Source organism: Brevibacillus sp. SKDU10 (assembly GCF_001645205.1).
GTDB lineage: Bacteria > Bacillota > Bacilli > Brevibacillales > Brevibacillaceae > Brevibacillus_B > Brevibacillus_B halotolerans.
This window is the reverse complement of the sequence record NZ_LSSO01000134.1, coordinates 1-18,221: the sequence shown is the minus strand read 5'-3', so window position 1 is coordinate 18,221 and position 18,221 is coordinate 1. Positions and strand designations below refer to the sequence as shown.

The window sequence follows — 18,221 nt, the reverse complement described above, 5'->3', positions numbered from 1 at the left end:
AATTGGCAGGAGGAGCTTTTTTATTTGATTATTCTATGCTTTACTTATATCTTATCTTACCCGTTCAACTTTCCTAGCTCCATCTTAAATGCTCGTCGCATGATCAATCCAAGTAACAGGCTTGTAATAAGTATTCCCGAAGCTACTATATATGCCATAGCCGCGCCATAGACCGCCACCACATTAGTTAGGATAAGTACGGATAAGCCGTAGCCTACATATTCCACTGTGCTTTTGGCCGATAGAACGTTAGGCAAATAAAGAGAGTCTACGTTTCTCTGAAAGTAGGTTTGCTTGCTAACATATTGAATTTGTGTGGCAGGTCCCAAAAGAAATGATAGGAATAAGGCAACCCAGGCGCTATGCGTAACTCCTAAGCCTAAAGTTACTAGGGCAGAAAATAGCCCAGCTCCTAACAAAAAAGAAAGAAAATAACGAGATACATGAGTCGCAATAACGACTAACAGCAGGCCTCCTGCAATCATTCCGACAAAGTAACTGGCGTTGAGGTATCCCCACCATTCCTGACCTTTTCCTAGAACATCAGACACATAAAACAGCATGATAGCAGCTACATAGATGGCCCCTGCCAAGGATTCAAGAACATCCATACAAGTAAGTGTGAAGAGCGCGCGGGAACGGAGAATATAATTCCAGCCGCGAAGTAGTGCTTCTTTTTTGGAGGAGCTATCCGTACGCGTTGTTGCTTGAGAGATTGGATCATGTAAATAAGCCATACAGACTGTTGAAAGGATGAATAATCCAAGACTAACAGCAAAAAGGTATGTGATTCCTAAAAAAGCTACGAGCATGCCGCCTAAAGCCCAGCCCACAAATTGGATGACTTGATCTGTGGTCGCAAACAAACTATTTAATCGCAGTAAATGAACAGGCTGTGCGATCCGTGGCAGCAGGGCATTACGTGCAGGAGTAGCCCAACCGTCCAAAAAGGAAATGAAAGACGCAAGACCTAAACTTAAAAGCAAGGGTAAGGCCGACCATTGTGTTACAAAAACAAGCAGACCCAACAAGATTGTTTTGGCAAATTGAGATAAAAACAGCAGGGTAGATAGGGAAAAGCGGCGTTGCATAAGGGGCGCGAGAAAGCCGCTTACGGTTTGCGCTAGGATAATGGTAAGCGGTACAAAGCCGGTATAGACAGCAGAATGTGTCTTTTCAAAAACGAGGGTAAGTAGAGAGATAATATAAAAAACGTCTCCTGCGTTGGCAAGCATTTGGCCAACCCAAAGAAAGCGTACTTGTTTGGTAAGCATGTCAAAAAAACCTCTTTTCATGAGAAAGATAGACAGAGCTATTCTGCCTTCAACAAACGATATTTCCATTTGTTTTTTCTTTTTCTTGAAAAGGGCTTTACAATGGAATCGACTCCGTATCATGAATTTTCAAGCATTTTATACAGCGTAGCAATAAAAAGCAAACATGTCAAAGAATAAAATAGATATTTTGTAACGAACCCCTAAGAGCTTCGTCCTATTTATGGCTAGTTTTGTATAAAGCATTTCTCAACAAAAATTTAGTAGAGTGCAAGAAAATAATGTTACTTTTTGGCCTACTAAAGCGTCTTTTCAAAGAGAAACTTTTTCCTGTACATACGTGGTCAAAACAACAATCTTTCTGTGTGGAGGATGATGTTTTTTGAAATAAAGGAAAAATTATCTAAAATTTTAGGAAGAGGGAAGCTATGAGGTGAAGAGAAAGTGAGTAATAGCATTGGTGAATTAACGGTACGAGATGTCAATCATTTTTATAAGGCAGGTAAGCTTCAGGTTCCCGTTTTGCATGATATCAACCTGCATATTGGAAAAAGCGAATTTATTTCGTTATGCGGAACATCTGGTTCAGGGAAATCAACGCTGCTGAACCTGATGGCGGGGTTAACACGTCCCGAGCAAGGAACCATTCATGTAAATGGGGAAGAAATTTCTAAATTTAACGAGAATCAGCTATGTTTGTTTAGACGGCGTTGCTTAGGATTTGTCTTTCAATCGTTTAATCTCTTGCCTAATTTGACAGCAGTTGAAAATGTGGAACTGCCGCTTGTCTTTTCTGGAGTCAGTCCTCGTGAGCGACGTAAAAAAGCGATAGAGATTTTAAACCGAGTAGGACTGGAAAATCGAGAGCACCACAAGCCGAATGAACTAAGTGGTGGTCAGCAGCAGCGTGTCAGTATTGCGAGAGCGCTGGTCAATGAACCGGGAATTGTGCTTGCGGATGAGCCAACTGGGAATCTGGATACAGCAACAGAGGAAGAGATTTTACAGCTCATGCGTCAAATGAATCGGGAAAGTGGTACAACCTTTGTGATTGTCACACATGATCAGGAGGTTGCAAGTCAATCTGATCGCACCATTTTTCTGCGGGATGGCTACATTCAGCAATAAAGGGGAAGCGGCTATACTCAGGCCTACAGCGATGACTAGCCTGAGCTTTCATGTAATAAGACAAGAATTTATATGCTCTTATCTGTTAAAAAGGCAAGGGGAAAAATGAGGTGTAATTTGTGAAACTGCTTGATTCGCTACGTATCGTCTGGCGCAATCTTTGGCGTATGAAGCTACGGACGGTACTGACATCGGTTGGGGTTATGATTGGTACCGCTGCTATTGTGACCATGCTATCGCTTAGTATTGGTCTAAAAGAGAATGCGGTTAAGAGTCTAGAGAACTTCGGTAACTTAACTGAGCTTGAAGTGTATCCAGCTTATATGATGCCAGATGGAACCACTGAGAGAACGCCAGATCAAATGAAACGCTTAGATAGTAAAAGTATACCGGAAATAAAGGCTATTCCTGGAATTGAGGCGGTTATGCCACATAAAACTTTTAGGGGGGATGCCATTTTAAAGCTAGGTCGTAGAGAGGCAAGGTATATGGAAATTGTTGGGGTAGATCCACAACAAGAAGGACCTGTGAGAACCAAGGAGCTGGAAAAGGGTGAGTATCTCACTGGGGCAAACAATGAAATTGTCATTTCCTACGAAGTACCCAGACAAATGAGAGATGTGGAGAAGGATCGCCGAGAAGCTCGAAAACGTAATGCTAACCAGAGTGGAAATAAAGCCAGATTCGATATGGAGGGCTCTAAGGAACCGGGAATCATAGAAATGGTTGGGAAAACGGCGATATTAGAGCTCAGACGCGAATACACCATCGATAACGAAACGAAGTATGAAAAGAAGGAAATACGTGTTCGTGTCGTCGGTCAGATGCAAAAGGATGAAAAGGGCTATCGAGGTACTACTATTTATGTTCCGATGAAGATGGCTAATGAACTCAACACCTGGATGGAGCAAAAGAGGGAACAAAGCGATTATGAAATGGAAATGGGTATAAATAAACCGAACCGTTCCAAGAATCGCAATCAGAAGCCGGCTGTGGAATATGATTCCATCAATGTAAAGGTAGGATCAAGAGAAGCAGTAGAGCAGGTCGTTAAGGATTTACAGCAAATCGGCTATGATAACTATTCGCCAGCACGTCGTCTTGCAGAACTAAATAAGTTTTTCTTTGTTATTCAATTAGTGCTTGGTGGTATAGCAGCTATCTCTTTATTAGTTGCAACGATTGGTATCGTAAATACCATGATCATGTCCATTCTGGAGCGAACCAAGGAAATAGGAATTATGAAGGTTATTGGTGCTACTGTGTATAATATTCGTTGGCTCTTTTTGATTGAATCGGGTTCAATCGGTTTAATAGGCGGGCTGACTGGTTTGGGTCTTGCTTATGGAGCTGTAGCGGTCATTAATTATCTCGGTAAAAACAGCGAGTTTTTAGATAACTTTGGCATGGGCATGGGAGGAGGTATGGGAGCAGAAGAAGAGGTAGCAGCACAAATTGCATTGGTGCCACCTTCTCTTGCTATATTCGCCATCATTTTCTCAGTTGTAATCGGGTTATTAGCGGGGATTCTTCCTGCCATCCGTGCATCCCGTCTAAGTCCATTGGAGGCTATTCGCTCTCAGTAACGTTACAGTGATTTTTGCTTAGGTGACTGCTTTGGCAAAGAAAGATTTTTTAAATATAAACGGAAGAAATGTGGGGAATTAACGCATGGCTATGAAGAAAAAAGTGATTATTTCAGCCATCACCGTGCTCGTACTAGCGGGTGGAGGTTATGGAGGGTATAAATATTTTGCTCCAGCTACGGATGCATCACAGGAGGTTGTTGAACCACCTGCGCTTCAGACTGTAGGGGTAGATATGGGCGAAGTTAAGAAAACAGTGTATTCGACAGGTACAGTTGAAGCTACGGCTCGTCAGGAAGTGAAGCCGGATGTCAGTGGTAAAGTAGAGAGTCTAGTGGTTAAGGAAGGCCAGCATGTTAAAAAGGGTGATTTGTTATTTACCATGGAGGCTACAGATACTGGCTTCGAAATTGAGAAACAAAAATTATCGATGTCTCGTATGGAGAAAGAGATAAAGGATTTGAAAGCTAGAAAAGACAAAATTGAAGCGAATGCCGGCGGGGTTGTCAAAGAGATATCGGTTAAACGTGGAGACAGTGTATCGCCTGAGATGGTCATTGCAAAGGTAAATGACCCCAATTATTTAAAAATTACAGGCTACTTCTCCCCTTACGAAGCCGAATTGCTGCGGGAAGGGCAAAAGGTGAAGGTATTTTTACCAAGCTCAATGACGTATGTAGATGGTGAAATCGACCGTATTGATATGGAAGGTACCAAGCAAGACGGAAAGATGGCACAGCATGCTGTAGAGGTTTTGGTCAAAAATTCTGGAGCCTTGTATGTAAATGACCTTGGCTCTGTTGAGTATACGGATTCGAAAGGCTTGAAATACGCAAGCCAGGGAAATTCTCCTTTTACCAAAGCGGACGATATCGAAATTTTGGCAGGCACCACTGGTAAAGTTGGCGAGGTTCTGTTTAAAAAAGGAGACACCATTAAAAAGAATCAGCTCCTAGCAAAAATGGATAGAGAAGCAGATAAATCAGAGATCGAAGAGAAGGAATTAAATTGGAAGGAAGCCCAGCTTGGGATGGACCAAAAGATGCGCGACCTATCTAAGCGAAGAGTAGTTGCTCCAATTAGCGGAGAGATCACGAAATTGAATGTGAAGGTGGGAGAAGCGCTTGGCAGTGATCCTGCGGCAATCATTATGGATACTTCCTCTGTCACCTTTAAAGCAGCCGTGGATGAACTAGATTTCCCACAAGTGAAAGTCGGACAAAATGTTGATGTATTTATCACAGCCTTTGGAACAAAAGCATTTAAGGGTACGGTAACAGAACTGCCGAAAGAGGGAAGCAAGCAGGATAAATCGGTGCGTTTCGAAGTGAAAATCGCTGTTGAGGATAGCAGTCAACTGAAGCATGGCATGAGCGGTGATTGTGATATCTATATTCATAAGAAAGACAATGTCCTGCGTTTGCCGGTTAATGCTGTAGAAGTAATGGAGGAAGGCAAAGCTACGGTTATGGTTAAGGACCCAAGTGGAAATCCGATGCCAAAAGACGTGGGAATAGGCATTGAGGGGGCCGAATACGTGGAGATTGTGAGCGGTTTGAAAGAGGGAGATGAAGTAGTGCTCACAAATGGAGAGGGTATGTAGATAGGTAACCCTCAATTTTAGAATGATCCTATAGAATGAGAAACTAGCCTGCAAAGTTCGTTTTTTCCTGACTTGGAAAGAAAAAAACGGTACTTTGCAGGATTTTTTTACCTATAAAACCTAGAGATTATAGTTGATATTAGGTAAAATGGATGACGTATTAGAAAAATGGACAAATCATTTAACAGAAGGTACAAGAATGCTTAGGGGAGGCAGATATGGAACAACAGGCAATCATTGCACTTGTAATCTTCTTGGTTACGTATGCCATTATCATTTCAGAGAAAATTCACCGCACCATTATTGCGATGGTGGGAGCGGTATGTATGGTTATGCTAGGAATTGTTAGCCAAGAAACCGCATTACATCATATTGATTTTAATACGCTTGGGTTATTGATCGGAATGATGATTATTGTTGCGATTACTGCCAAGACAGGATTGTTTAAAGCTATTGCGATCTGGGCAGCTAAAAAGGCAAAGGGCAGCCCGCTGTATATTTTAATTGCGTTATCGCTGATTACTGCTGTAGGTTCTGCCTTTTTAGATAACGTAACTACCGTCTTATTGATGGTACCTGTTACGTTTAGTATTACACGAAAATTAGAGGTATCTGCGTTTCCGTACCTGATGTCAGAAATCCTGATGTCAAATATCGGAGGCACAGCAACTATGATCGGTGATCCGCCTAACATCATGATTGGAAGTGCTGTCAAGGAGCTTTCCTTCGTGGCCTTTATCAATAATTTGACCCTTATCTCTATGTTTATCGCTGTGGTTACGATTGTAGTGCTTGCTTTTATGTTCCGTAAGCAACTGCATACAAAAGAAGAGCTGCGCCAAAAGCTTATGAAGCTGGATGCAGCTGCTGAAATTACAGACCGTACGTTATTAGTAAAATCATTGATCGTTTTAACACTGACGATCATTGGCTTCTTTTTACATCAAGTACTTCATCTTGAATCAGCAACAGTAGCTTTAGTCGGTGCCTTTTTATTGTTATTAATTACGGGCGAGCATTATTTAGAGGAAGCCTTGACTAAGGTCGAGTGGACAACCATCTTCTTTTTCGTAGGATTATTTGTACTTGTTTCAGGACTTGTCGAGACAGGAATTATTGCATCTCTTGCACAGGAAGCGGTTAATCTAACAAAAGGAAACGTTACCGCAACGGCTTTGCTAATTCTGTGGCTGAGTGCCATTGCATCTGCTTTCGTGGATAATATTCCGTTTGTTGCAACTATGATCCCAATGATTCAGGAGATGGGGCGAATGGGTATAGACAACCTGGAACCCCTATGGTGGAGTCTGGCGCTAGGAGCATGCTTGGGTGGCAATGGTTCTCTAGTTGGAGCGAGTGCTAACCTGATCGTTGCCGGCATTGCGGCTAAGGAAGGAGAAAAGATAACATTCCTTGGCTTCCTGAAAATTGGTTTTCCACTTATGATTCTATCCATTGTGATTTCAACGCTGTATATTTACTTCCGCTATTTAATCTAGTATTTGTGACTGGAAGTTGTTATATGAATGTACGGAAACGAATGCCTGCTTCGTCATAGACGAGGTAGGCATTTCTGTTGTTTCAACTAAATGGATGAGGAAAGGCATTTTTGATGTAATAAAGTTGGAATATCCAATGGAAATTTCTGAACTTTTTCCTTTACAAAAAAAGTAGATTTTGCTAATATGGAAATCTTGACTGATTTTTCAGAATAAAAATTAGGTAGATAAAGGAGGGAGGCTATGGTTTATTATGTACTGGCTGTTAAAACCTACAAAGCAAGCATTCAGTACCGCATGGCTCATTTTATTAACACGCTAGGAAGCTGTATTTTCAGCTTTGTCATGATGGCGATTTGGACAGGTGTCATGAATGGAAAAGAAGCACTCAGTCCTCTTGCTTTACATGATGTTCTCTTTTATTTGGTTCTCACCCAATGTATGCTATGGATCACTACTTTTCTTACTCCAGGACTTTCTGTACCTGAATGGGTTCGTACGGGACAAATCTCCCTACATATCATGAAACCCATTCATTTTTATTTTTATACAGTGAGTCAGGAAATAGGCCGGGTTATTTATAATTTTTTCCACCGATTTCTTCCGATTTATTTGATTCTTTCCTGTGTTGTTGGCTTTTATGTGCCTATGAATTTCATAACCTTAGTATGGTTTTTCCTATCGGTTTGCTGTGCGGTGGGGATTGGTCTTAATTTATATTTTATGGTAGGTATTTTGGCTTTTTGGAGTACTGAAGTAAAATGGGCTCACTATTTAAATCAGTCCTTCATGCTATTACTAGGTGGTCAAATGTTACCCTTGGACTTTTTCCCTCGTTCTGTTGAGATGATCCTATCTTACTTGCCCTATGCAGGTATCCTCTATTATCCAAGCATGATTCTACTAGAAAAGCAGGCTCCACAAGCTATCTTTATCCAGGTGGTCTGGGTTATTTTGCTGACCTTATGTAATATGATCTTGGCTAGATTCGCACAAAAACACTTGGAAGTCCAAGGTGGTTAGGAGGGAGAGCGAGCCATGCTGAGAATTTACGGACGTTTACTGCGGGCAAGTATCCGCTCACGGATGCAATATAAATGGAATTTCATTATTTCGAATGTGATGATAGGGCTCTTGCTTTTAGTCGATTTTCTGGGAATAACCGTGTTATTATGGAAGTTTACTGACATCCAAGGGTGGACTCTCTATGAATTAGGGTTAATTTTTGGTTTTGCTAGCATTTCAGAGGCGTTGTTTCGAATGTTTGCTTGCGAAATTCATGAGTTTGAAAAATACATTCTACAGGGAGAATTCGATCAGTTATTAATTCGTCCCATCTCTCCATTGGTTTTGCTTTTAAGTCGCAATATTGATATTGGAAGACTAGGACAATTAGGACAGGGTATGCTTGTTTGTGGCTACTCTTTTTTTCAACTGGTGAGGCATGGACAGGATATTACAGGTATCCTGATGTGGATGCCTATTATCATTATAGGAGGAGCGCTCATCTGTTTTTCTTTGTCGCTGATCGTAGCTACATTCAGCTTTTGGATGGGAAGAATCAGTGATTTACAGGTTTTCTTATTTTATGCTCCCATGAATGCTTCTAAATATCCGATCAGCTTGTATACCGGATGGTTAAAAGCATTGTTCTTTACATTAATGCCGATTGCGTTTGTTAACTATACCGCTCTTTCCTATTTACTAGACAAGGGAGGAAGCTTGATACAAGTGTTGGTTAGCCCTCTTGTTGCCCTTGCTTTCCTTGGAGCGGCTATTTCCTTTTGGAATTTTGGTATCCGGCATTATCACAGTACAGGCAATTAATAGAGGAAGGAAAGGAGGAATTGCGATGATCATAGCACGAGGAATACATAAGCATTTTGAGCTGGCAAAGCCGAAAACGGGTCGTTTTTCCTCGATTCGCAGTCTTTTTTCACGGGAAAAACGAATTGTACATGCCGTTCATGATATTTCTTTTGAGATTGGCAAAGGAGAAGCGGTCGGCTACATTGGCCCAAACGGAGCAGGAAAATCTACAACCATTAAAATGCTTTGCGGCATTCTGCATCCTTCTTCCGGCGAAATCAGGATCAGCGGTCTGCATCCAGAGCGTCAGCGAAGAAAGCTAGCTCATCAGATTGGCGTAGTATTTGGGCAACGTACCCAGCTATGGTGGGACTTGCCTGTCCGTGATTCTTTTGAAATTATCAAGGAAATGTACAAGGTTGAGGAGGCGCAGTATCGTTCGCGCTTATTGCAGTATGATGATCTTTTACATATAGAAGAGTTTATTGATACACCTGTACGTAAACTATCATTAGGACAACGCATGAGAGCTGATCTGGTGGCTGCCTTGCTACATAATCCGGATGTATTATTTTTAGATGAACCGACAATCGGGCTGGATGTGGTTGCAAAAACCAATATTCGGACTTTTTTACAGCAGATCAATAAACAAGAGCAAAAAACGATTCTCCTCACCACACATGATATGGATGATATAGAATCTATTTGTTCCAGAGTGATGATTATCAACCATGGTACGATCATTTCAGATGGTAGTATCGATCAATTGCGTGAACAGATTGGATTACCTAGCATGTTACAGGTTGAGTATAAGACAACTCCTCAACCATCCCCATTACCAGCAGGTGTTACCTACGAGATGATAGATAAACAAGTAACGTTTCTTTACGACAAACGTTTGGTTACTGCCATAGATTTAATTACTAGCTTTGGCAGATGGGGGGAAGTTGGAGATATATCCATGCATGAAGCTGAGGTGGAGGAGCTAATTCGGAAGGTATATGAGCGACCATTGACTGTCATCTAAAATGTCGGGATTTATTTCCCAAGAAATGACACGCTTTGCTAAGGAGTCACTTGTGTGTCGGTTTACTCTGAAATCGAGTGTATAGGACGACAAGAATCAACACTGCTACTGCTTAGCAAGGCGAGAATGTAAATGAATGAATTTGGATGTAATACCCTTCCTGCTAAAAAATTGCCCAAACTGGATATTATGAGATGAAAAGACGCTTGTAATGGGTTAAAAAGGAGTGAACTAGTTTGTGGAAATAGTCACTCTATTCTATAATAAAGGATATAGGTCTACGAGTATGCGAATAAAAGGGGAAGAGATAATGAAAATTCTGTCTGTTATAGGGGAAAGTGTGCCCGCTGGAAAAGGAGGCTCACCTGCTGATACCTTTGAACGATCAGTTGTCATTTATCAAGTAGGGACAGAAACGAAAACGCTTACTGTTACCTATGTCCGCTATTTCGAGAAACTTCTAGCCCAACAAGGAGTGTACGATCAGGAGAAAGAAGGAGTGCCTGTCAATCAAGTAGCAGCTACTCTTTTTTTAGAACAAAATCCTCAGGCCAAAGAATCACGCCACTATTTTAATGATGCTGAATCATTCACTAAGCTATTCGCAACGTTTTCTATAGAAAAGTGGAAAGAAAAATACTCATCACTGGTATGAGATGTCAAAATTTCGTCGAAACAGAGTAGAAATAGACATATTTTTGACCAAAATATCACATTTTTGTGACAACACGTGTTTATGACACTTGAATGATTGCAGTTCCCCTCGAATTTTTGCATAATAGAATTTGTATTATTTGATAACTATTCTTATTTGGCGATTACATGATTACAATCGCAAACAAGAAACGACATAGATAGAGGGGCGAAGCACGGAATGAAACAAGTCGGAGTACTCATAATAGGTCATGGTTCCAGCAGTGCAGCATGGGTAGAACTCGTGGATCAAGCAGTTGCTAGTTTAGACATCCGGGTACCTCACACCACCTGTTTTCTGGAAATGGTAGAAGGACGCCTCATTGAGGATGGTCTACGAGAACTTGAGGCTCGCGGTGTAGAAAAAGTCATTGCGATTCCCCTTTTTGTTGCAGAAGGCAGTACACATATTGATGAGATCGGCTATTTGTTAGGTGCTACCGATAATAAATTGGATGATGAGTGGGAAAGATTGCACACACCAATGGAAATGATTTATTGCCCACCAATGAACGATCACCCGTTTATTCTAGATATTTTAGAAGATCGGATTCGCGAGCTTTCCTCAGACCCACAAGAAGAGATCCTGTTCCTAGTTGGACACGGAGCAAACGAAGGTGAAAATCATCGGAAGTGGGAAGAAGTATTACAGAGCATGACCAAGACTCTGAAGGAGCGCTTGAAATTCTCTGAGGCTACATATGGAACTTTGCATCCGGACAATCTTCGTTCTCGGGCGGAGGAAGCAATCAATCAAGGCAGAACGATTGTGATTCCGTTATTCTTAAGCGAGGGATATTTTACTAAGAAGGTTATCCCCTCCAATCTGAATGGCTTAAACTATGCCTACAGTGGTAAAACATACCTGCCACATCCTTTTGTAGCGAAGTGGCTGCAAGAAGTTGTAGATGAACAGATGCATAATGCGTAGCGGTTAGAATAATCTACAAGAAGGCTCATCAATAGAGGCCTTCTTTTTTCTTGTGTAAGGCAGGCGGAGAAACTTGCGGTAAAATAGGAGAAGTGAAACAAGAATCCCTGCAAGCTTTCATTGTATCTATTTATGAAAAAAATGCATAGTCACGAAGCAAAGGGATGCTTACATAAAATAAAAAAGTTGGGGAAACGAGTAAAATTAGGCAGAACCGCGTTTTTTCAAGAAAGAGAGGGTATCTATGATTGAAGTACAGAATGTGACAAAAGCATTTAAAGATGTCGTTGCTGTCGATCGACTATCGCTTCTGTGTCGACCTGGAGAGGTACTGGGTCTTTTAGGGGAAAATGGGGCGGGTAAGACTACTACGATGCGCATGATGGCGACAATTTTGACCCCTACCAGCGGTGATATTGTCATGGATGGTTATTCGGTTAAAACGCATCCGATGGAAGTCCGCAAACGCATTGGATTATTGTTTGGCGGAGATGTGGAGCTGTACGCTAGGCTGACAGCAAGGGAAAATATTCAATACATAGGAAAGCTGCATGGGCTGGACCAGAAGCTCTTAGACCAGCGGATTGAACAGGTTAGTAAGCAATTGGACATGAGTGAATTCTTGGATCGTCGTGTGGGGCCTTTTTCCCGTGGAATGCGACAAAAGGTAGCGATTGCCAGATCGTTAGTGCATGATCCTAAGGTAATTTTATTTGACGAGCCTACTACGGGATTAGATATTACAGCAGCTAGTGTATTTCGACGATTAATTAAAGAATTACAGCAGCAGAACAAAACGATTCTATTTTCCACGCATAACATGGGGGAAGTAGAGAAGCTATGCTCCAGAGTAACGATCATGCATAAAGGAAAGATGATTGTGGAGGGCACCATCTCGGATTTGCGCAAACGCTATGATCTACAGGATATGGACGACATCTTTATGCGAGCGGTCGGAGGTGAGAAGGAAAATGAATAGACAGCATATCTGGATTGTCTTTCAAAAGGAAATGACCGACCTCATTCGGGACCGTAAAACGTGGATTGGAGCGTTAGTCATTCCTTTGGTGGTGGTTCCATTACTTGTATTTCTAATGTCTTTTTCTATGAATGGGGTAGCCAAAGAGGCGCAATCCTTCGTGCCGCTGATTGTTAATGCAGACAGTCAGCATCCATTTGTGAAAATCTTACAAAAAAATGTTAGTGTAAAAATGATACAGGTAGAAGATCCTCTAGCAGCAATTAAGAATGGCGATGCAAGAGCGTTCATTAAATTGCCGGAGCATTTGCAGAGTAAGCTGCAAGCTGGTGAGCCTGTTGATATTACAGTCTGGTACGATCCGTCTAACCAAAAGTCTACTTATGCGAAAACGTTAATTGAAAAATCCATAAAGGAATATGAAAAAGAGGTTGTCTCCAAGCGTTTACAGCGTGTGGGCTTGACGATTGAAGCGATTGAGCCAATGCAAACTACATTTGAAAGCGTAGCAAGCGATGAGAAGGTGTCTGGGAGTATTTTATCTGGGGTTCTAATTATCCTTATGATTGCTTCGCTTATCTCTGGAGGCTTGCCAGCCGCGACAGATTTAATTGCGGGAGAGAAGGAACGAGGTACTCTGGAGACATTGATAAGTGCCCCGATAACAGCTAATAGCGTATTAACAGCGAAGTTATTTACCGTCATGATTATGAGCGGCGTCAGCTCGCTGGCTTCGGTGATTAGTGTATCGGTAATTTTTTCGTTCATCCCCATTAATCACGATGCGGGAGGACTCTCCTTGCAATTTTTCACCACTAGCTCGCTTATCGTGTTGTTTGTGGTGCTAATATTGCTGGCAGCTATGTTTGCTGGCGTCATGCTAAGTATTAGTTCCTTTGCTAAATCCTTTAAGGAAGCACAGACATACATGACACCACTCGTCTTGGTAGGATTAGTACCGGCTTACCTGATGATGCCTCTTAATCCGATTGATATTCCATATGCGTACTATTTGCTGCCGATCTTTAATGGAGTGGCGATTTTTAAAGAGATTTTCTATGGTGAGCTTCAACCCATGCATGCTCTTCTAGTAATGTTCACCTCGCTTTGCTATGTAATCATTGCAATTAAAGTGGCAGCGAAGTTCTTTAAACGGGAGAATTTATTAGTGAAATAAAAAATAGCTTGGCTCTTAGTAGGAGCCAAGCTTGTATAATAGTTATAACCGATCAGCAGAACTGACAGAAATCACAGAATCAGGATAACGATTCTAACAGTCATCGCCATCTAATAGTTATTGATAGAAATCACTACTGGATTTACTTGGATTCCCCTTGCTTTACTAGCCATCCAGCCCCAATCACACCGGCGTCATTACCCAGTGTGGCAGGCAGGATTTCGCATGAATCCGCGGCAATTTTCCATGTGTAGGAATCAAAAGACTTACGGATCAGAGCGAATAGGGTGTCTCCTGCAGCAGAAACACCGCCACCGATTACGATTTTGGCAGGGTTCAGTAGGTTGGCTATGTGTGAAAGGCCAAATCCGGTATAAAACGCAGCCTGGTCAATGACCTCCTGAGCCGCTAAATCCCCTTCTGCGGCTGCATCAAATGCATCCTTGGCAGTTAAGGAGCCTTTCTCTGCTAGTTGTTTGGCTAAATACGTACTGCGACCTTCCTTCGCCGCTGTCTCTATCCCTAAAATAATGGCTGTTGCTGAACCATATCGCTCCATGCAACCCTTTTTACCGCAATTGCATAGTGGGCCATCTGGGTTAACGGTTACGTGACCGATTTCGCCGCCTACTCCTTTTACACCATGGACGATCTTGCCGTCAATAATGATTCCACCGCCAATACCTGTACCGAGTGTAATAGCAACCAGGTTATCGGTCCCTTGTCCAGCGCCGCGCCACATTTCACCGAGAGCGGCTGCGTTGGCGTCGTTTTCTACATATGTGGGCAAACCAGTTAAAGCTTCTGTTTTAGCCTTCAACGCAGTATCCTTAAGACCCAGATTCACCGCTTCATATACAAAGCCCGTGTCCGTATCTACCGGCCCAGGCACACCAATGCCAATTCCATAGGCTTCTTCTTTGGTGAAACCCTGCTCGGCCATCAGTTGGTCAATCGTGTTTGTCATCTGCCCAATAATAGCATCTTCTCCCTCAGGAACAGGAGTAGGGATTTGTGTTTTTGTAATAATTTCCCCATTCGGATCTAGTAAAGCTATCTTAATCGTGGTTCCCCCGATATCTACTCCTACAATCATACGCTTCGTCAAACTGCATACACCCCTCGTACAAGTCGTCTTTTCACTAATAGTACCATGAGCAGAGCGGATAAAATAGGCAAAATCATGTGACAAGCCGCATAATGATTCCCAAAAATGGTCATACAGGATATGATGGGTATGGTATCATGATAAAATTCAAAAATATATACGTAACGGAAGAAGGGGACGCGAGTGAAGAGAGCACGTCTAATCTATAATCCGACCTCAGGGCGTGAAGCTGTTCGCCGTCAGTTGCCAGAGATTTTAGAGACGCTGGAAAGGGCCGGATACGAAACGTCTTGTCATGCTACCAAGGGGGAAGGGGACGCTACCAAAGAGGCTGCCCGAGCCGTATCCAGACAGTTTGACCTTGTTATCGCAGCCGGTGGAGACGGTACTATTTATGAAGTAATCAATGGCATGGCGGAAAAGAAAAATAGACCTAAGCTGGGGATTATTCCTGCTGGTACAACCAACGATTTTGCCCGAGCCTTAGGTATACCAAGATCGTTAAAAAAAGCAAGTCAAATCATCGCGGCCGGTCACACGCAAAAAATAGACGTTGGCAAAATGAACGACCGTTATTTCATTAATATAGCTGGCGGTGGAACACTAACCGAACTAACCTACGAAGTGCCAAGCAAATTAAAAACCGTGGTGGGACAGCTTGCCTACTATTTAAAAGGAATAGAAAAGCTTCCATTTATCACGCCGACACATATTCGCATCGAGACACGTAATCAGGTCATGGTCGATGAGGAAGTTATGCTTTTTCTTATTTCGAACAGCAATTCTGTAGGTGGCTTTGAGAAGATAGCCCCTGCAGCCAGTCTTTCAGATGGAAAGCTCGATTGCATCGTCTTAAAGAAGGCAACCTTGCCAGAAATCGTACGTATCGTTACCATGGCAATCAAAGGGGACCACATTAAAGACCCCCATGTTTTATATTTTCAAGCGGATTATATCAAAGCAACAACCAGGGACAAACAACAGGTACTTCTAAATCTGGATGGAGAATTGGGTGGAGAATTACCGTGTGAGTGCTACACCCTTGCCAATCATTTTGAGATTTTTGTACCATGACATAGATTTATGCAATGTTAAAGGAGCTAGACAGAGTGAGAAAATCAGGAACAGGAAAATCGCAACGCGGCAATAAACAGAGAAAAGAAACGAATCGATTAAAGGAGCAACAGTCTAAGAATCACCCTGTGCAGCTAGAGCAGGTGGTGGACATAGAAATAACCGGTCTGAACCATGAAGCGGAAGGGGTCGGCAGATATAACGGCTACACCTTATTTGTGAAAGGCGCATTGCCTGGGGAAACCGTCAAGGCAAAGGTCGTTCATGCCAAAAAAAGCTTTGGCTATGCTCAGTTGCTCGAAATAACGGCTACAAGCGAGCATCGAGCGAAGCCGCCCTGTCCGGTCTACGATCGTTGTGGCGGCTGTTCCTTACAGCATTTCGTATATAGTGAGCAACTGCGACACAAGCAGCAGATCGTCATGGATAACCTGCGCCGAATTGGCGGGTTCTCTATCGAGGGTGAGCAGCAGAAGAGCTTGGCTGGAAAAGGAGAAGCAGACGCTGCAGCTAGTGGACAAAGCGTGGCAACAAATACCGTATCCAGGAAAGCGGCTACAGCAGAAGGAATGGCGAATGGTGAAGCTTCATTTTCTGAAAAAGCTTCCTCTCATTCAGCCGTGGCTACATCACATAACGATGAACCACCAAAGACTGTGAAGGTACTTTCTACCCTAGGAATGACAGATCCGTGGCGGTATCGTAACAAGGCACAGGTGCCGATTGGAGAGGAAAACGGTGCGCTAATCGGTGGCTTCTATGCTGAAAAATCGCATGATATTATTGATATCAACGAATGCCTGATCCAGCATCAAGCCAACGATGAAGTGGTAGCCACGGTGAAGCGGATCGCAGAGCGTCTAGGAATTGAGCCATACAACGAGGTAAAGCACACAGGCTTATTGCGCCATGTCGTAGCAAAAGTAGGTGCCAAAACAGGAGACCTCATGGTAGTGCTTATCACGACAGAGGCGTTCCTGCCGGAAAGAGAACAGCTTATCCAGCTCATCCGTGCGGAATTGCCAGGAGTCAAAAGCATCGTCCAAAACATTAACGAGCGCAGAACCAACGTGATTTTCGGAGATCAAACCTTCACGTTGTGGGGCGATGACGTTATTTACGACTATATTGGACCAATTAAGTTCGCGATCTCCGCCCGCTCCTTTTATCAGGTGAACCCTGAACAGACAGATGTGTTGTACAGCAAAACACTGGAATACGCAGGGCTAGAAGGAAATGAGACCGTAATTGATGCCTATTGCGGTATCGGAACGATCTCGCTGTTCTTAGCTCAGAAGGCCAAGCGCGTGTATGGTGTAGAAATTGTACCAGAGGCCATTGCTGATGCGAAAAAAAATGCAGAGCTAAATGGTTTGGACAACGTCAGCTTTGAAGTGGGGCCTGCTGAGGTCGTGATTCCCAACTGGCGCAAGCAAGGGATTGTCGCCGACGTGATCGTCGTAGACCCGCCGCGCAAAGGCTGCGACGAGGCCTTATTAACAACCATTTTGCAAATGCAACCGAAAAAAGTGGTATATGTGTCCTGTAATCCGTCTACGTTGGCGCGGGATTTGAAGGTGTTAGCGGAGAAGTATGAGGTTGTGGAAGTGCAGCCGGTGGATATGTTTCCGCATACGGGGCATGTGGAGAGTGTGGCTTTGCTTACCTTGATTTAATAGGGTTTTGTTAAGCTTAAATTGCTGATTGACAACGAATTGACAACCAGCAATTTAAGTTTCTTTTTTATGCATAAAATTTTCAAATCGCTGTGCAGCTTCTTTTTGCATATTAGGTAGTACGTGGCTGTAAGTATCCATTGTCATCTCAATACCGAATGTCCCAGACGTTCGGAGGCGATTTTTGGGTGCGGCGCGTCGGATTTACGGAAAGAACTGTTTGGTCTGGAACAAAGTACACATGGGCATGGGGTGGCAATACCGCTATCAGCACGAATTTATTATTTTTGCTGTAAAGGGGAAGAACAAGGCCCGTCGTGTTTCGAATCGTCGAGCTACGGACATCTGGCCAATACCAAAAGTAGCAGGACAAAAAATGATTCACCCCACCGAAAAGCCGGTTAAACTTATGGAGAGTATCATTCTGAACAGTAGTCAGGAAGGCGAAACGGTAGCCGATTTCTTTTTAGGATCTGGCCCAACAGTAGAAGCGGCAAACAAGCTTGGCCGTAAAATAACAGGTTTTGAAATAAATGAGGTCTATTTTAATTTAGCGAGACAAAGATAATGTGAAAGCCCTCTGACGAAAGTTATTGATATGCTCCCCTTGTGGTAGACAGTTGAAATAATATAACTGTTTCCTTACAAGGAGGAGCA

The 18,221-nt window shown here is 42.8% G+C and carries 16 protein-coding genes; 14 read left to right on the top strand and 2 right to left on the bottom strand.

The annotated features are described in order from the left end of the window. Positions 1–56 precede the first annotated feature (56 nt). On the bottom strand, positions 57–1,274 hold the full coding sequence (locus tag AYJ08_RS07485; protein ID WP_064017199.1) for an MFS transporter: 1,218 nt from the start codon (positions 1,272–1,274) through the stop codon (positions 57–59). Between the two features lie 444 nt (positions 1,275–1,718). Here AYJ08_RS07485 and AYJ08_RS07480 point away from each other — a divergent pair, with 444 nt between their 5' ends. The 11 genes from AYJ08_RS07480 to AYJ08_RS07430 all read left to right on the top strand — a co-directional run bounded on the left by AYJ08_RS07480 (position 1,719) and on the right by AYJ08_RS07430 (position 13,706). Further along, the gene (locus AYJ08_RS07480) at positions 1,719–2,402 is read left to right on the top strand and encodes an ABC transporter ATP-binding protein (protein WP_064017198.1); all 684 of its coding nucleotides are present in this window, start codon (positions 1,719–1,721) and stop codon (positions 2,400–2,402) included. A 119-nt stretch (positions 2,403–2,521) separates the two neighbouring features. Continuing rightward, entirely contained in the window at positions 2,522–3,988 is a 1,467-nt protein-coding gene (locus AYJ08_RS07475; RefSeq protein ID WP_064017197.1) for an ABC transporter permease, read from the top strand. Positions 3,989–4,073: 85 nt separating this feature from the next. Beyond that, positions 4,074–5,591 carry a permuted SH3 domain-containing protein gene (locus AYJ08_RS07470; RefSeq protein WP_064017196.1) on the top strand — a complete coding sequence of 506 codons (1,518 nt, stop codon included), beginning with the start codon at positions 4,074–4,076 and terminating at the stop codon, positions 5,589–5,591. A gap of 218 nt (positions 5,592–5,809) precedes the next feature. After that, positions 5,810–7,090: an ArsB/NhaD family transporter gene (locus AYJ08_RS07465; RefSeq protein ID WP_064017195.1), complete on the top strand. Its 1,281-nt coding sequence runs from the start codon at positions 5,810–5,812 to the stop codon at positions 7,088–7,090. Positions 7,091–7,333: 243 nt separating this feature from the next. Beyond that, positions 7,334–8,113, top strand: a complete 780-nt coding sequence (locus tag AYJ08_RS07460) for an ABC transporter permease (protein WP_064017194.1) — start codon at positions 7,334–7,336, stop codon at positions 8,111–8,113. Between the two features lie 15 nt (positions 8,114–8,128). Further along, on the top strand, positions 8,129–8,917 hold the full coding sequence (locus AYJ08_RS07455) for an ABC transporter permease (RefSeq protein ID WP_064017193.1): 789 nt from the start codon (positions 8,129–8,131) through the stop codon (positions 8,915–8,917). 25 nt (positions 8,918–8,942) lie between these two features. Next, positions 8,943–9,926 (top strand): ABC transporter ATP-binding protein, encoded by a 984-nt coding sequence (locus tag AYJ08_RS07450; RefSeq protein ID WP_064017192.1) that lies wholly within the window; start codon positions 8,943–8,945, stop codon positions 9,924–9,926. 310 nt (positions 9,927–10,236) lie between these two features. After that, complete coding sequence (locus AYJ08_RS07445) at positions 10,237–10,581, top strand: hypothetical protein (protein WP_031412049.1); 345 nt, start codon at positions 10,237–10,239, stop codon at positions 10,579–10,581. A 219-nt stretch (positions 10,582–10,800) separates the two neighbouring features. Then, positions 10,801–11,550, top strand: a complete 750-nt coding sequence (locus AYJ08_RS07440; RefSeq protein ID WP_064017191.1) for a sirohydrochlorin chelatase — start codon at positions 10,801–10,803, stop codon at positions 11,548–11,550. 244 nt (positions 11,551–11,794) lie between these two features. After that, the gene (locus AYJ08_RS07435) at positions 11,795–12,529 is read left to right on the top strand and encodes an ABC transporter ATP-binding protein (RefSeq protein WP_064017190.1); all 735 of its coding nucleotides are present in this window, start codon (positions 11,795–11,797) and stop codon (positions 12,527–12,529) included. Next, positions 12,522–13,706: an ABC transporter permease gene (locus tag AYJ08_RS07430; RefSeq protein ID WP_064017189.1), complete on the top strand. Its 1,185-nt coding sequence runs from the start codon at positions 12,522–12,524 to the stop codon at positions 13,704–13,706. The genes AYJ08_RS07435 and AYJ08_RS07430 overlap by 8 nt, the downstream gene beginning before the upstream one ends. A 142-nt stretch (positions 13,707–13,848) precedes the next feature. Here the strand turns inward: AYJ08_RS07430 and AYJ08_RS07425 are convergent, their stop codons facing one another. Continuing rightward, on the bottom strand, positions 13,849–14,814 hold the full coding sequence (locus AYJ08_RS07425) for an ROK family glucokinase (protein ID WP_197490609.1): 966 nt from the start codon (positions 14,812–14,814) through the stop codon (positions 13,849–13,851). 183 nt (positions 14,815–14,997) lie between these two features. Here AYJ08_RS07425 and AYJ08_RS07420 point away from each other — a divergent pair, with 183 nt between their 5' ends. The 3 genes from AYJ08_RS07420 (at position 14,998) to AYJ08_RS07410 (ending at position 18,132) form a co-directional block, all read left to right on the top strand. After that, the gene (locus tag AYJ08_RS07420; RefSeq protein ID WP_064017188.1) at positions 14,998–15,888 is read left to right on the top strand and encodes a diacylglycerol kinase; all 891 of its coding nucleotides are present in this window, start codon (positions 14,998–15,000) and stop codon (positions 15,886–15,888) included. 35 nt (positions 15,889–15,923) lie between these two features. Next, a complete protein-coding gene (rlmD, locus tag AYJ08_RS07415; protein WP_064017187.1) occupies positions 15,924–17,564 on the top strand; it encodes a 23S rRNA (uracil(1939)-C(5))-methyltransferase RlmD in 1,641 nt (546 codons plus the stop codon). A 184-nt stretch (positions 17,565–17,748) separates the two neighbouring features. Next, positions 17,749–18,132, top strand: a complete 384-nt coding sequence (locus tag AYJ08_RS07410) for a DNA-methyltransferase (protein WP_064017186.1) — start codon at positions 17,749–17,751, stop codon at positions 18,130–18,132. Positions 18,133–18,221: the final 89 nt, after the last annotated feature.